This is a genomic window from Streptomyces sp. NPDC031554 (assembly GCF_055580685.1).
In genome coordinates this window covers 404,897-418,424 of sequence record NZ_JBVIKX010000003.1, presented here as the reverse complement: position 1 = coordinate 418,424, position 13,528 = coordinate 404,897, and the positions used below count along the sequence as shown (strand labels likewise).

The window sequence follows — 13,528 nt, the reverse complement described above, 5'->3', positions numbered from 1 at the left end:
ACCGGTAATAAGGCGCAACCCCGCCCGGTCAAGTGTGAGAAGGGTCTACCCCCGGACGCCGGGATCCCCCCTCGGTACGCTTGCGCCCATGTATGGATACGGCCAGCCCATGGACGGTGGCGCCGCGCAGCAGCAGTACGCCCAGCAGCAACAGCCGGGCGGTCTCGGGGGGTACGGCCAGCAGCCGCCCCTGTACCCCGAGCCGTCCGCGCCCTCGCTCGCGGACGCGGTGCGGGCCTTCACCACCGGGCAGCTGGCCGCCGAGGACTTCCAGCAGGTCTTCGCCACCTCGAAGGTCTACTGCCCGCGCGGCGACAACCCCGGCTTCCTCGCCCTGCACAACACCCAGCAGCCGGTGATCCCGATGTTCACCACGCTCAAGGAGCTGCGCCGGTACGCGGGCAAGGAGTCGAAGTACTTCGTCATCACCGGCGCCGAGGTGCTCGACCTGCTGCCCACCGGCTACGGCTTCGTCCTCGACATGGAGGGCGAGCACCGGATGGTCTTCGACGCGAAGGCCGTCGAGCAGATGGTCGACTTCGCGATGCGCCGGATGTACGGCTGAGCCACGATGCGCCGGATGCGCGGCTGACCCGCGATGCTCCGGATGCGCGGCTGACGCCTCCCGTCCGGTCGCCGGGCGCGGAGGTGCCCGCGACCGGCGGCGGACGGCGACCGCCCAGACGACCCGGGCCCGGAGGGAATGTCCTCCGGGCTCTCGTCGTTCTGGGTGGCAGAAAGTTCAACGCTCAACTAAACTCGGACGTACGCCGCCCAAGGAGGTACGGACATGCCTGCAGTGACCGTCGAGAACCCGCTGACCCTGCCCCGTGTGACCGCGCAGGCCGACGCCGTGGCGCGTCCCGTGCTCACCGTCACCACCGCGCCCGGCGGGTTCGAGGGCGAGGGCTTCCCGGTGCGCCGGGCCTTCGCGGGGATCAACTACCGTCACCTCGACCCGTTCATCATGATGGACCAGATGGGTGAGGTGGAGTACGCGCCGGGCGAGCCGAAGGGCACCCCGTGGCACCCGCACCGCGGCTTCGAGACCGTCACCTACATCATCGACGGCATCTTCGACCACCAGGACAGCCAGGGCGGCGGCGGCACCATCACCAACGGCGACACCCAGTGGATGACGGCCGGTTCCGGTCTCCTGCACATCGAGGCGCCGCCGGAGTCGCTGGTGATGTCCGGCGGTCTCTTCCACGGCCTCCAGCTGTGGGTGAACCTGCCGGCCAAGGACAAGATGATGGCCCCGCGCTACCAGGACATCCGCGGCGGCAGCGTCCAGCTGCTCACCTCCCCCGACGGCGGCGCCCTGCTGCGCGTCATCGCCGGTGAGCTGGACGGCCACGCCGGGCCCGGTATCACCCACACCCCGATCACCATGGTCCACGCGACGCTGGCGCCGGGCGCGGAGATCACCCTGCCCTGGCGCGAGGACTTCAACGGCCTCGCCTACGTCATGGCGGGCAGGGGCACGGTCGGCGCGGAGCGCCGCCCGGTCCACCTGGGGCAGACGGCCGTCTTCGGAGCCGGCTCCTCCCTGACCGTGCGCGCGGACGAGAAGCAGGACTCCCACACGCCGGACCTGGAGGTCGTGCTCCTCGGCGGCCGGCCGATCCGCGAGCCGATGGCCCACTACGGCCCGTTCGTCATGAACACCCGTGAGGAACTCCAGCAGGCGTTCGAGGACTTCCAGAAGGGACGCTTGGGTACCGTCCCGGCGGTGCACGGAATGTCCGAGAGCGGTCCGCAGGCCTGAAGGAGCCGCTAACGTACGAGAGGGCCCGAAGCCGCAACACCGCTTTGCGACTTCGGGCCCGTCTTCGTGGTGGCGCCCCTACGGCAGCACGTAGACGGGCGCCCCGTCCGCGGTGCAGCCCGTCTGCCGCATGCAGCCGCGCTTGAGCAGTGTGCGCAGGCAGTCGTGGACGCGAGCGGTGGACAGCCCCGTGCGAGCGGCGATCTCCTCCATGCGGTAGCCGGCCTCGCCCCGGACGAGCGCGGGCGCCAGGCAGGCCGCCACCGCGTGGATGTCCTCGGTGAAGACCAGGTTCCCGGCCTTCCAGGAGGCGAGGAGCTGCTGAGGCGTCAGCTTCGGTGCCGGGGCGGTGTCGGGGCGGCTTCCCCCGAGGACGTGCAAGATCTCCTGGAGCGCCTCGGCGATCCGGTCCTGACTGCGCACGAGCGCGGTCTGGCTGCGGGCGATCGCCTGCCGGCTGCGGCTGATGTCCCGCAGGAGTTCGGTGTGCCGCTCCTGGGTCGCCGCCAGCATCTCGTCGGCCTGGATGTTGCGCGTCTCCAGCCGCACGATCGCGTCGGCGACCTGCTGGGGCATGACGTACGCCGTGCCACCGGTGGGGGCGGGCTGCACGACGGCCGGCTCCAGGGAGTAGGAGCCGTCGCGCTGGATGGTCGTGATGACGTCGCAGACCCAGGTCTTGAAGGGCTCGCACTCGGGTTTGGTGCAGCCGTTGACGAGGGCGATGAGGCCGTTGAGGTTCACCATCTTCATGGACTTTTTGAGCCCGTGACCTGCAATCTTGCTCGAGGTGTCTACTCCATAGACGCTTCGGGCAAGATCGTTCAAGGTGGTTTGCCGATCTTGCGCGACATGCCAGTCGAGCGCCTGCCGCGTATTTGCGTACCCCAGTTCCGTGGCCAGGTCCGCCGCCACGAACCAGTGCTCCCCGTCCGGTGTCGTCAGCCTCCGTACCCGCGCCCCCGTGGCCGCGAACACGAAGTCGTCGACGTCGATCGCTTCCTTCCGTGCCGTCGTCCCGTCGGACGGCATGTCGTTCTGCTCGTGCATCGAGCATCACCTCCGCCTCGGAAGGTAGGAGGACGGTGGTTCAATTGATGTGCCAAATGGGTATGTTCACTCTTTTGTGCGCTGGTCCATCGACTCTGTCGAGAGACGCGACCGGGTGAGAGGGGCCGCTCACCCGTCCGGCCCGTTCGCGCAGGACAGCCCGCCGGGCGCGTGGTCGGCTGGGGGCGTGCTGTCGTCGCTTCCCGCTCCCGTTCGCCGTCTCGCCGCCTGGTGCGTGGTGATCCTGCTGGTCTCGGGGGTCGCGTACGTCGGGATCCTGCTGTGCGCGGAGTTCCGCACGGCCGTCGTGCCGGTGCTGCTCGCGCTGCTGGGGACGGCGTTGCTGGGGCCGTTCCACCGGCGGCTCGTCAAGGCGGGGGTGAACCGGTCGGTGTCCGCGGGGCTCACGTGCCTGGCGGTTCTGGCGGTGGTGGGAGGGGCCGTGTACATCGTCGTCGCCGCGCTCGTGGACAGCGGGGACGAGATCGTCGCCTCGCTGAAGGAGGCGGCGCGCGCGGTCGCCGAGCACTTCGGGGCGGCCGGGACCTCGCTCGACGACCTCGCCTCCAACGCCCGGCAACTGGCGACGAAGTTCGGCGGGACGGCGGCCTCCGGAGTGATCAGCGGGGTGAGCGTGGTGGGCGAGACCATCGCCATGGCCGTACTGGCGCTGCTGCTCGTCTTCTTCTTCCTGCGGGACTCCGGGCGGGCCGTGGCGACGTTGCGGGCCGCCGCCCCGGAGGGCACCGCGGACGGCCTGGAGGCGATGGCGCGGCGGGCCTTCCAGGCCGTCGAGGGATTCATGCGGGGGACTTCGCTCATCGCGCTCATCGACGCCCTGTGCATCACCGTCGGGCTGCTCGTCCTCGACGTGCCCGGCGCGGTCGGGCTGGGGGCGCTCGTCTTCGTCGGCGCGTACGTCCCCTATCTCGGCGCGTTCCTCTCGGGTGCCGTCGCCGTGCTGGTCGCGCTCGCCGACCGGGGGTTCGTCATCGCCCTGTGGGCGCTCGGGGTGGTGCTCGCCGTGCAGGTGCTGGAGGGGCACGTGCTGCAGCCGATGATCCAGAGCCGGACCGTGCAGATGCATCCGGCGGTGGTGATGCTCACGATCACCGCGGGGGCGTCGGTCGCCGGGGTCCTCGGCATGCTGCTCGCCGTGCCGCTGACGGCGGCGGCCTTCGGGGTGCTGTACGAGCTGCGGCAGCGTTACGCCGGTCCCGGCTCGCCGGGGGACCCGCCGGGCGGTCCCGCGGCGCCGTCGCCGCCGGAGCCCCCGTCCGCCCCCTCCGCACCGCCCGTCGCCGGCTCGTAGAACTCGAACCAGATGGTCTTGCCCTCGCCCCGCGGGGTCACCCCCCACGCGTCGGCGAGCAGCTCGGTCAGGACCAGGCCGCGGCCGGACGAGGCCAGCTCGCCGGGCCGGCGCTTGTGGGGCAGGGAGTCGCTGGTGTCGGTGACCTCGATCCGTATCCGGCGTTCGCCGGGGTCGCCGGCCACCTCCGCCACCAGCAGCGCGTCGGCGTCGGTGTGCACGAGGACGTTCGTGAGCATCTCGGAGACGAGGAGGACGGACGAGTCGACCTGGTCTTCGCTGGGCCAGTCGTGCAGCAGGTCGCGCAGTTGCCCGCGGGCCTCGGCGATCCGCTCGGGCTCGGCCTGGGCGATCGTCAGCATGGAACGCCGCAGGGCGGGCCGGGCCGGTGCGGCGGTGCTCGGTCCGCCGCAGCCCACCCCCCCGCCCCCGCGGCAGGCGAGCAGAAGGGCGATGTCGTCCTCGCGGCGGTCGGCCAGCGGACCGGTGGTGTGGTGCGACGACGGCCCGTGCACCGCCTGGACCAGCGCGTCCGCCAGCTCCTCCAGGCCGCCCTGGTGCGTCTCCAGGGTCTTGCGGACGCGCCGCCAGCCGGTGTCGAGGTCGTGCCCGCCGGTCTCCAGCAGGCCGTCGGTGCACAGCATGAGCGCCTCGCCGGGCTCCAGGCCGAGACGGCTGGTGGGGTAGTCGGCGTCCGGGTCGATGCCGAGGGGCAGCCCGCCGGCCGTGGCGCGGATCAGGACGGTGCCGTCGGCCATCCGGATCGCCGGGTCCAGGTGCCCGGCGCGGGCGGTGGTCAGGACGCCGCTGACGGGGTCGACCTCGATGTAGAGGCAGGTCGCGAAGCGCAGGTCGGAGTGGGCGTCGGAGTCGGCGTCGTCGGTGTGGGTGAGGCCGTAGAGGAAGCGGGAGGCGCGGGAGAGGACGGCGTCGGGGCCGTGGCCCTCGGACGCGTACGCCCGCAGGGCGATGCGGAGCTGGCCCATGAGGCTCGCCGCCCGCACGTCGTGGCCCTGCACGTCCCCGATGACCAGCGCGAACCGTTTGTGGGGCAGCGGGATCAGGTCGTACCAGTCACCGCCGACCTGGAGGCCGCCGCCGGTCGGTATGTAGCGGGCGGCGAGGGTCATGCCGGGGATCTCGGTACCGAGGCTGGGCAGCATGGAGCGCTGCAGCCCGTCCGTCAGCTCCCGCTGGGTCTCGGCGGCCCCGGCCCGGGTGAGGGCCTGGGCGAGCATGCGGGCCACGGTGGTGAGCACGGACCGCTCGTCGGGGGTGAACGCGACGGGGTAGGCGAAGGCGGCCATCCAGGCGCCCATGGTGCGTCCGGCCACCGTCAGCGGCAGATAGGCCCAGGAGTGGCGGCCGAACTGCTCGATGAGGGGCCAGGTGAGGGGGTAGCGGGACTTGTACTGCTCGGGCGAGGAGAGGTAGACGGCCTTGCCGGTGCGGACGACCTCCGCCGCCGGGTATTCCGTCTGGAGCGACATCTGGGTGAAGGGGAGTTCGTCGTCGTTCCGTTGCCCGCGGTGCCCGATGATCGTCAGGCGGTCGCCTTCCACGCCGAACACGGCGAGCCCGTCCGGTGAGAAGCCCGGCATCGACAGACCGGCCGCGACCCGCAGCACCTCTTGCGTGGACCGGGCCTCCGCCAGCGCCCGGCCCGCGTCCAGCAGGAACGCCTCGCGGGAGCGCCGCCAGTCGCCGGTGACCGCGCTGCGGCCCGCCGGGGTGCCCGGCGAGGGCTCGGTGACCTCCTGGAGGGTGCCGATCAGCTCGTACGCCTTCTTGACCCGGTCGAAGGACGGCTTGGAGCGGCTGCGGACGACCCGGACGATCCGCCCGCGTTCGTCCATGATCCGGATGCGGACTTCGGCGAGGGTGCCCTCGGCGACGGCCAGCTGGACCACGCCGGTGATCTCGTTCCAGTCGACCGGGTGCAGGCGGGCCCGGGTCTGGGCCTCCGTGAGGACGGTTCCCTCGGCGGGCAGCCCGAGCAGCCGGGCCGCCTCGGCATCGACCGTGACCAGCCCGGTGGCGGTGTCCCAGTGCCACACGCCGGTCGCGAGGGAAGCCAGGACCTCCCCCACGGCGGGCAGGGGCTCACCAGTGCGCATTGCCCCACTTTAAGAACATGCGATCGGGGAATGCCACTGATCGCCGGGCCCGTAATGGTGGGAGCCGATCATGGGGCGCCCGGTACCCTGGGGGTTGTTTCACGTGAAACACGCCCCCGATCCGCGAAGACTGGATGAACGACGATGCATCGGTACAGGTCCCACACCTGCGGCGAGCTCCGCGCCTCTGACGTCGGCACCGACGTCCGGCTGAGCGGCTGGCTGCACAATCGGCGCGACCTGGGCGGCATCCTCTTCATCGATCTGCGCGATCACTACGGCATCACGCAGCTCGTCGCCCGCCCGGGCACGCCCGCGTACGAGGCCCTCGACAAGCTGACCAAGGAGTCGACGGTCCGCATCGACGGCAAGGTCGTCTCCCGCGGCGCCGAGAACGTCAACGCGGACCTGCCCACCGGCGAGGTCGAGGTCGAGGTCGGTGAGGTCGAGCTGCTCGGCGCGGCCCAGCCGCTGCCCTTCACGATCAACGCCGAGGACGGGGTCAACGAGGAGCGGCGCCTGGAGTACCGCTTCCTCGACCTGCGCCGCGAGCGCATGCACCGCAACATCATGCTGCGCACGGCCGTCATCTCGGCGATCCGCCACAAGATGACGGCGCTGGGCTTCAACGAGATGGCGACGCCGATCCTGTCCGCGACCTCCCCCGAGGGCGCCCGTGACTTCGTCGTCCCCTCCCGCCTGAACCCGGGCAAGTTCTACGCCCTGCCGCAGGCCCCGCAGCAGTTCAAGCAGCTGCTGATGATCTCCGGATTCGACCGGTACTTCCAGATCGCGCCCTGCTTCCGGGACGAGGACGCCCGCGCGGACCGTTCGCCGGGCGAGTTCTACCAGCTCGACGTGGAGATGTCCTTCGTCGAGCAGGAGGACGTCTTCCAGCCGATCGAGAAGCTCATGACGGAGCTGTTCGAGGAGTTCGGCAACGGCCGGCACGTGACGTCCCCCTTCCCGCGCATCCCGTTCCGGGAGGCGATGCTGAAGTACGGCTCGGACAAGCCGGACCTGCGGGCCCAGCTGGAGCTGGTGGACATCACCGACATCTTCGAGGGCTCCGAGTTCAAGGCCTTCGCCGGCAAGCACGTGCGTGCCCTGCCGGTGCCGGACGTGGCGGCGCAGCCCCGCAAGTTCTTCGACCAGCTCGGCGACTACGCCGTCACGCTGGGCGCCAAGGGCCTGGCCTGGGTGCGCGTGGCGGAGGACGGCTCGCTGACCGGCCCGATCGCGAAGTTCCTCACCGAGGACGACGTGGCCGAGCTGACCAAGCGGCTCTCCCTGGCCGCCGGGCACGCCGTGTTCTTCGGAGCGGGCGAGTTCGACGAGGTCTCGAAGATCATGGGCGCCGTGCGGGTCGAGGCCGCCAAGCGCGCCGGACACTTCGAGGAGAACGTCTTCCGCTTCTGCTGGATCGTCGACTTCCCGATGTACGAGAAGGACGAGGACACCGGCGCGATCGACTTCTCGCACAACCCCTTCTCGATGCCGCAGGGTGGTCTGGAGGCCCTGGAGAGCCAGGACCCGCTGGACATCCTGGGCTGGCAGTACGACATCGTCTGCAACGGCGTCGAGCTGTCCTCCGGCGCGATCCGCAACCACGAGCCCGAGATCATGCTCAAGGCCTTCGAGATCGCCGGCTACGACCGCGAGACCGTCGAGGAGAAGTTCGCCGGCATGCTGCGCGCCTTCCGCTTCGGCGCCCCGCCGCACGGCGGCATCGCCCCCGGTGTCGACCGCATCGTCATGCTGCTCGCGGACGAGCCGAACATCCGCGAGACGATCGCCTTCCCGCTCAACGGCAACGCCCAGGACCTGATGATGGGCGCGCCGACGGAGCTGGAGGAGACCCGGCTGCGTGAGCTGCACCTGACGGTGCGCAAGCCGCAGCCCAAGTAGACGGTGTGACGCAAGTGGCCCGGAACCGACGTCGGTTCCGGGCCACTTCCGTCTTCTCCGGTGGCTGACAGCCCCCACCCATGCTCCTGACAGGTTTCCGTCCTAGGTTCCCGGGCCCATGACGGGACATCAGAAACCACTCAGTGAACGGGACATGACCCGCCGCACGGCCGTGGCGGTCGGGGCCGGCGCCCTCGCGGCGGCGGGCCTGGGCGGCAGCGCCTTCGCCGTGGGCGGCATGACAGGGTCCACGAGCCCGGCCGCCGGGTCCGACGCGCAGACCGGGACCGATGCGCAGGACTGCTACCGGCTCACCTCGGAGACCGTCGAGGGCCCCTACTACATCGACGCCGACAAGATCCGCCGGGACGTCACCGAGGACCGCGAGGGCATCCCCCTCCTGCTCAGCCTCAAGGTCATCGACTCCGAGACCTGCGCGCCGGTCCGCGACGCCGCCGTCGACATCTGGCACTGCGACGCGGTGGGCGTCTACTCGGGCTACGAGGACCAGGGCAGCGGCGGTGGCGGCCCCGCCCCCACCGGCGAGCCGCCCACCGGCGCCCCGACCGGCGCCCCCACCGGTGCGCCTCCCGGCGGCGGCCACCAGGAGCCCACCGACGACACGCGGTACCTGCGCGGCACCTGGCGGACCGACCGGCAGGGCCGGGTGACGTTCCGGACCGTCTTCCCCGGCTGGTACCGGGGCCGTTGCGTCCACATCCACACCAAGGTCCATGTGGACGGCGAGTGGACCGACGCCGGTTACGAGGGCGGCCACACCTGCCACACCGGCCAGTTCTTCTTCGACGAGGAGTCCGTCCTGGCCGCGGCGGCCGAGGAGCCGTACGCGAGCAACACCACCGAGCGCACGACCCTCACCGAGGACACGATCTACGACCAGAGCGGTGCCCAGGGAGGCCTGCTGAAGCTGCGCTACGCCAAGAGGAACATCGCCGAGGGCGTCCACGCGTCCCTGACGGTGGGCGTGGACCCGGAGGCGACGGAGGACGGCCAGGGCGGACCCCCGCCGAGCGCCCCGGCGTCGCCGTCGGCGACCTGACGAACCCCTGTCCCGGCCCGCCGCCGTGCCCGGGCGGCGGCGGGGCCGGGTCCCCTCCGGGGGGGACCTCACCGGCGCCCCACAGGAACCCCGGGGCCCGTCCACAGCGGGGCGGCGTCTCATGGGGAGGCGCAGACGGGTGCGGTGGTGAGGGAGGAACGCAGGCATGGGGTTCATGGTCGTGTGGTCGGTGGCGCTGCTCGTCGGCGCGGTCGCCGCGGTCGGCGTGGTCTCCGGGACGGCCGCCCGGCGCCGTTCGCGGCGGCCCCGCCCCCCGTCCGGTCTGGACGCGGAGGCGGAGGCCAACCAGTGGCTCGTCCGCCTCGGCGCGGGCCTGGGTCCGCCGGACGCGCGGGCCTGGGCGGGAGCCGGTGAGGACACGGCCCGGGCGCTGACCGGCGCGGCGGAGTGCCACCGCGTGGCCCGGACGCTGCTGGCGCGGGCCCGTACGGCGGCGGAGTACACGGAGGTGACGCGGACGGCGCGGCAGGGACTGGACCACCTGCACAGGGCACGGGCGGAACTGGACGGAAAGCCGGACGGGAGGACGACTCCGGTTCCGGTTCCGGCCCCGGCCCCGGTGCCACCAGCGGTGAGCTGAACACGGGCGGAGGGCGGCTCCGGGGGACGGTTCGGGCGGGCGGAGAAAAATTTCTCGCCGCGCGGCAACCCTTTCCGCGGCGGCGACCACTGACAGGACGTAACCCCGCTCCTCCCCCGTAAGGATCCCCCGTGGCTGCTCCCTCCCACCGCCGGTCCCTCCGCTCGCGTCGCACCCTCGGGCTCTGCGCCGCCGTCGTGGCCGCGGGCGTCGGCGCCGGTGTCGTCGTGATGAACGCCAACGCCGGGACCGCCGACCTGTACCACCAGACGCTGGCCGCCAAGGACGGCTGGGCGTCGTCGGGTACGGGCACCACCGGTGGTACGAAGGCCGACGCCGCCCACACCTTCACCGTCTCCACCCGCGCCCAGCTCGTGAAGGCGCTCGGTTCCGCGACCGACACCACGCCCCGGATCATCAAGGTCAGCGGCACCATCGACGCCAACACCAATGACTCCGGCAAGAAGCTGACCTGCGCCGACTACGCGTCCGGCACCGGCTACTCGCTGTCGGCCTACCTCAAGGCCTACGACCCGGCCACCTACGGCCGCTCCAAGCTGCCCTCCGGCACCCAGGAGAGCGCCCGCGCCGCCGCCCAGAAGAAGCAGGCGCTCAACGTCACCTTCAAGGTGCCGGCCAACACGACGATCGTGGGCGTCCCCGGCACGAACGCGGGTCTGACCGGGGCGATGCTCCAGGTGCAGAACGTGGACAACGTCATCGTCCGCAACCTGACCTTCGCCGCCACCGAGGACTGCTTCCCGCAGTGGGACCCGACCGACGGCGACGACGGCAACTGGAACTCCAACTACGACTCGGTCACCCTGCGCGGGGCGACCCACGTGTGGGCGGACCACAACACGTTCACCGACGCGCCGCACTTCGACAGCGCCAACCCGAAGTACTTCGGCCGCGAGTACCAGATCCACGACGGCGCCCTCGACATCACCAAGGGCTCCGACCTGGTGACCGTCTCGCGCAACCAGTTCACCAACCACGACAAGACGATGCTGATCGGCAGCAGCGACACCGACAGCGTCGGCAAGCTGCGCGTCTCCCTCCACCACAACGTGTGGAAGGGCATCATGCAGCGCGCCCCCCTGGCCCGCATCGGCCAGATCCACATCTACAACAACTACTACGACGTCACGACCCTCAACGGTTACGCGCCGCAGTACAGCATCAACTCGCGCGCCAAGGCCCAGGTCGTCGCCGAGAACAACTACTGGAAGCTCCCGTCCGGCGCGAAGGCCGCCAAGCTCCTCAGCAGCGACGGCACCGGCTCGATCAAGGGCTCCGGCAACCAGGTCAACGGCACGGTGACCGACCTCGTCGCCGCCTACAACGCCGCCTCCTCCAAGGACCTGAAGACCACGGTCAACTGGACCCCGACCCTGACCTCGGGCCTGGAGACCTCGGCCTCCGGTCTGCCGACGTCGCTGGCCACGACGACGGGTGCGGGCGTGCTCAAGTAGGGCACCCGAGACGCGCGAGGGCCGGGAGACCACGAGCCCCCGGCCCTCGCGTACCCACGCGGCCCGCACGGGAGTACCCGTGCGGGCCGTACCCCTGCGCGGCCCGTGCGGGCCGTACCCCTGCGCGGCCCGCGCGGCGTACTCGTGCGGGCCGCGCGCCGGCCGTCCGGGACCGCGGTCGCGTCAGCCGCCCTGGGCCGACGCCTTCTCCGCCAGGTCCGCCTCCTCCCGCACGGCGGCGTCGACGTCGACACCGTCGAGCAGGGCGTCGGTGAGGTCGGCTCCGATGAGGACCGTGCCGGTGACGGTCGCGGCCGGGAGGCCCTGGGCGGTTTCCCGCCCGAGATCGGCCTGCACCAGGTTCACCCCCCTCAGGTCGGCGTCCGTCAGGTCTGTGGCCGTCAGGTCGGCGTTGAAGAACTGGGCCGACCGGCCTTCGTAGTTGCCGTGGACGCCGACGAGCTTCGCCTGCGTCAGATCCGCGTTCTGGAACTGCCCGCCATCCAGCCAGGCACCACTCAGGTCCGTTCCGAGGAAGTCCGCCTCCGTGTAGGTGCCGTCGCTCAGGTAGGCGTCGTTCATGCGGGCGTTGTCGAACCAGGCGAGGGCGAACCGGCCGCTCTGCAGGTCGGCCCGGGTGAGGTCGGCGCCCCGCAGGTCGGCGTTGTCGAAGGTCCCGTAGAGGGCGGCGCCCACCAGGAAGGTGTCGCGCAGGTCGATCGTCGGTTCGCCCTCCGGGGCCTCCGGGCGTGAGCCCAGCACGTCGAGGGCGGCCTGGACGTCGCCGGGGGCGCGCGTCTTGTCGTTCTTGCGCAGGCGCTCCGCCGCCGCCGTGCCGGGCATCTTCGCGTGCTCCCGTATGTAGGCGCTCAGTATGCTGACGATCGTCGGCTGTTCGCTGCGTGATTCCCGCATGATGCGTCCCAGCGCGTGGATGCTGCTGGACCTCACGTCGATGGACTCGTCCCCCAGGTTGGCGACGGTCTCGTTGTACGTGGACGCCACCTGGTTGCGTTCGGTGAGACCGAGGTTCTGGTTGGCCTGGCTGATCGTCATGGCGGTGAAGACGAGGGCCAGCAGGGCCGGTACCGCGGGCATCGCGGTGGCCACCCACATGTAGCGCTGCCAGCGGCCCGCGTCGGCGGAGGGCGCGGCCGCCGGGGCGGCGGCCGGGACCGGGCCGGGGGCGGGGGTGGGGATGAGCTGGGCGGGGTCGAGCAGGGCGAACCACCGGGAGGCGTGCAGCCGGTCCTGGAGGGTGGCCAGCAGAGCGACGAGGGCGGGCAGTGCCGTGGCGCCGTCGCGCAGGTACCGGCCCGTCGCCTCCTCCAGGGTCTCGGTCACGCGCGTGGTGTGCGCCTCCAGTTCGGCGCGCCGTTCCCGCGCGAGGGGGAGGCCCTCCCGGGCGAAGGCGCGCAGGGCGGCGGTGAGCCCGACCGTGCGCTCGTCGAGCACGGTCGCCTCCGGCGGTGCCGGGCGCAGGGCGTCGCGGCAGGCCGTCAGCGCGTCCAGGCAGGCGAGGAGGGGTGGTTCCTGCCGTGCCCAGAGGGCGAAACTCCGCGCGGCCGCCCGCCGTACGCGCCACGCGGCGACGAGGGACGCGAACGCGAGCCCGAACAGCAGCCCCGACTCCGTGCCGTACCACCACGGCCGCACGTCCGGGTCGCACCCGCTCAGCACGGACCACGAGGAGCAGGCCTCGTCGTTCGCGATGTACCAGCCGTCCGTGCCGAAGAGCCTGGCCAGGTAGGGGTAAGGGCCGTCGACCGCGGCGAGGGGGCCCGCCATCACGTACTCGAACACGAGGAGCCACGTCCCGAGCAGGACGGCGCCCGCGAGCAGCGTGAGCGGGACGGCCAGGCACCACACCCGGCGGCCGGCCGCCAGCACGCGCGCCGAGCGGTCCGCCTCCACCAGGCGCCGCAGCAGTTCGGCGGCCGGGACGGAACCCGTCACGCCCTGGTGCCGGCGCAGTGCCAGCGCGGTGTGCAGCCGCCGGCGCAGGGCCTCCGTCCGCGGCCGGACGGCGCGGCGCGGCACGAAGGCGACGCGGCGGCCGCTGTGCCGGTGCGGATCACCGAAGGCGGCCGCGCGGGCGACCGCCCACCAGCCCGCCATGAGCAGCGGGTACGACACCGCCGCACCCAGGCATGCGCGTGCCCAGTCCCCCCAGGACGTGAAATCCACTGTGCCGGCCCCCCGCCGTCCCCGCCACGGGCCGGCCCCCCGGCCGGCTG

At 71.8% G+C, this 13,528-nt stretch carries 10 protein-coding genes; 7 read left to right on the top strand and 3 right to left on the bottom strand.

Annotation, left to right across the window (positions count from 1 at the left end):
* Positions 1–88 precede the first annotated feature (88 nt).
* Both ACZ5FU_RS10515 and ACZ5FU_RS10510 read left to right on the top strand, forming a co-directional pair.
* Positions 89–565 (top strand): SseB family protein, encoded by a 477-nt coding sequence (locus ACZ5FU_RS10515; RefSeq protein WP_451530435.1) that lies wholly within the window; start codon positions 89–91, stop codon positions 563–565.
* Positions 566–790: 225 nt separating this feature from the next.
* Complete coding sequence (locus tag ACZ5FU_RS10510) at positions 791–1,768, top strand: pirin family protein (protein ID WP_451530434.1); 978 nt, start codon at positions 791–793, stop codon at positions 1,766–1,768.
* 78 nt (positions 1,769–1,846) lie between these two features.
* Here ACZ5FU_RS10510 and ACZ5FU_RS10505 read toward each other — a convergent pair whose 3' ends face one another.
* On the bottom strand, positions 1,847–2,818 hold the full coding sequence (locus tag ACZ5FU_RS10505; RefSeq protein WP_469045213.1) for a BRO-N domain-containing protein: 972 nt from the start codon (positions 2,816–2,818) through the stop codon (positions 1,847–1,849).
* 190 nt (positions 2,819–3,008) lie between these two features.
* Here ACZ5FU_RS10505 and ACZ5FU_RS10500 point away from each other — a divergent pair, with 190 nt between their 5' ends.
* On the top strand, positions 3,009–4,130 hold the full coding sequence (locus tag ACZ5FU_RS10500; RefSeq protein WP_451530438.1) for an AI-2E family transporter: 1,122 nt from the start codon (positions 3,009–3,011) through the stop codon (positions 4,128–4,130).
* Here the strand turns inward: ACZ5FU_RS10500 and ACZ5FU_RS10495 are convergent.
* The gene (locus tag ACZ5FU_RS10495) at positions 4,025–6,247 is read right to left on the bottom strand and encodes an ATP-binding SpoIIE family protein phosphatase (protein WP_451530432.1); all 2,223 of its coding nucleotides are present in this window, start codon (positions 6,245–6,247) and stop codon (positions 4,025–4,027) included. The two genes, ACZ5FU_RS10500 and ACZ5FU_RS10495, sit on opposite strands and share 106 nt — an antisense overlap.
* A 144-nt stretch (positions 6,248–6,391) precedes the next feature.
* Here ACZ5FU_RS10495 and aspS point away from each other — a divergent pair, with 144 nt between their 5' ends.
* The 4 genes from aspS (at position 6,392) to ACZ5FU_RS10475 (ending at position 11,291) form a co-directional block, all read left to right on the top strand.
* On the top strand, positions 6,392–8,155 hold the full coding sequence (aspS, locus tag ACZ5FU_RS10490; protein WP_451530431.1) for an aspartate--tRNA ligase: 1,764 nt from the start codon (positions 6,392–6,394) through the stop codon (positions 8,153–8,155).
* A 154-nt stretch (positions 8,156–8,309) separates the two neighbouring features.
* Positions 8,310–9,215 (top strand): intradiol ring-cleavage dioxygenase, encoded by a 906-nt coding sequence (locus ACZ5FU_RS10485; RefSeq protein ID WP_451530430.1) that lies wholly within the window; start codon positions 8,310–8,312, stop codon positions 9,213–9,215.
* Positions 9,216–9,381: 166 nt separating this feature from the next.
* The gene (locus tag ACZ5FU_RS10480; protein WP_451530429.1) at positions 9,382–9,816 is read left to right on the top strand and encodes a hypothetical protein; all 435 of its coding nucleotides are present in this window, start codon (positions 9,382–9,384) and stop codon (positions 9,814–9,816) included.
* A 131-nt stretch (positions 9,817–9,947) separates the two neighbouring features.
* Positions 9,948–11,291 carry a pectate lyase family protein gene (locus ACZ5FU_RS10475; RefSeq protein WP_451530428.1) on the top strand — a complete coding sequence of 448 codons (1,344 nt, stop codon included), beginning with the start codon at positions 9,948–9,950 and terminating at the stop codon, positions 11,289–11,291.
* Between the two features lie 183 nt (positions 11,292–11,474).
* Here ACZ5FU_RS10475 and ACZ5FU_RS10470 read toward each other — a convergent pair whose 3' ends face one another.
* Positions 11,475–13,427 (bottom strand): pentapeptide repeat-containing protein, encoded by a 1,953-nt coding sequence (locus ACZ5FU_RS10470; protein ID WP_469045212.1) that lies wholly within the window; start codon positions 13,425–13,427, stop codon positions 11,475–11,477.
* Positions 13,428–13,528: the final 101 nt, after the last annotated feature.

What these genes read in the sequence shown, in the direction of transcription:
- ACZ5FU_RS10480 (WP_451530429.1), top strand. Translation starts at nt 9,382, where the DNA reads ATGGGGTTCATGGTCGTGTGGTCGGTGGCGCTGCTCGTCGGCGCGGTC.
- ACZ5FU_RS10485 (WP_451530430.1), top strand. Translation starts at nt 8,310, where the DNA reads ATGACCCGCCGCACGGCCGTGGCGGTCGGGGCCGGCGCCCTCGCGGCG.
- aspS (WP_451530431.1), top strand. Translation starts at nt 6,392, where the DNA reads ATGCATCGGTACAGGTCCCACACCTGCGGCGAGCTCCGCGCCTCTGAC.
- ACZ5FU_RS10505 (WP_469045213.1), bottom strand. Translation starts at nt 2,818, where the DNA reads ATGCACGAGCAGAACGACATGCCGTCCGACGGGACGACGGCACGGAAG.
- ACZ5FU_RS10510 (WP_451530434.1), top strand. Translation starts at nt 791, where the DNA reads ATGCCTGCAGTGACCGTCGAGAACCCGCTGACCCTGCCCCGTGTGACC.
- ACZ5FU_RS10495 (WP_451530432.1), bottom strand. Translation starts at nt 6,247, where the DNA reads ATGCGCACTGGTGAGCCCCTGCCCGCCGTGGGGGAGGTCCTGGCTTCC.
- ACZ5FU_RS10515 (WP_451530435.1), top strand. Translation starts at nt 89, where the DNA reads ATGTATGGATACGGCCAGCCCATGGACGGTGGCGCCGCGCAGCAGCAG.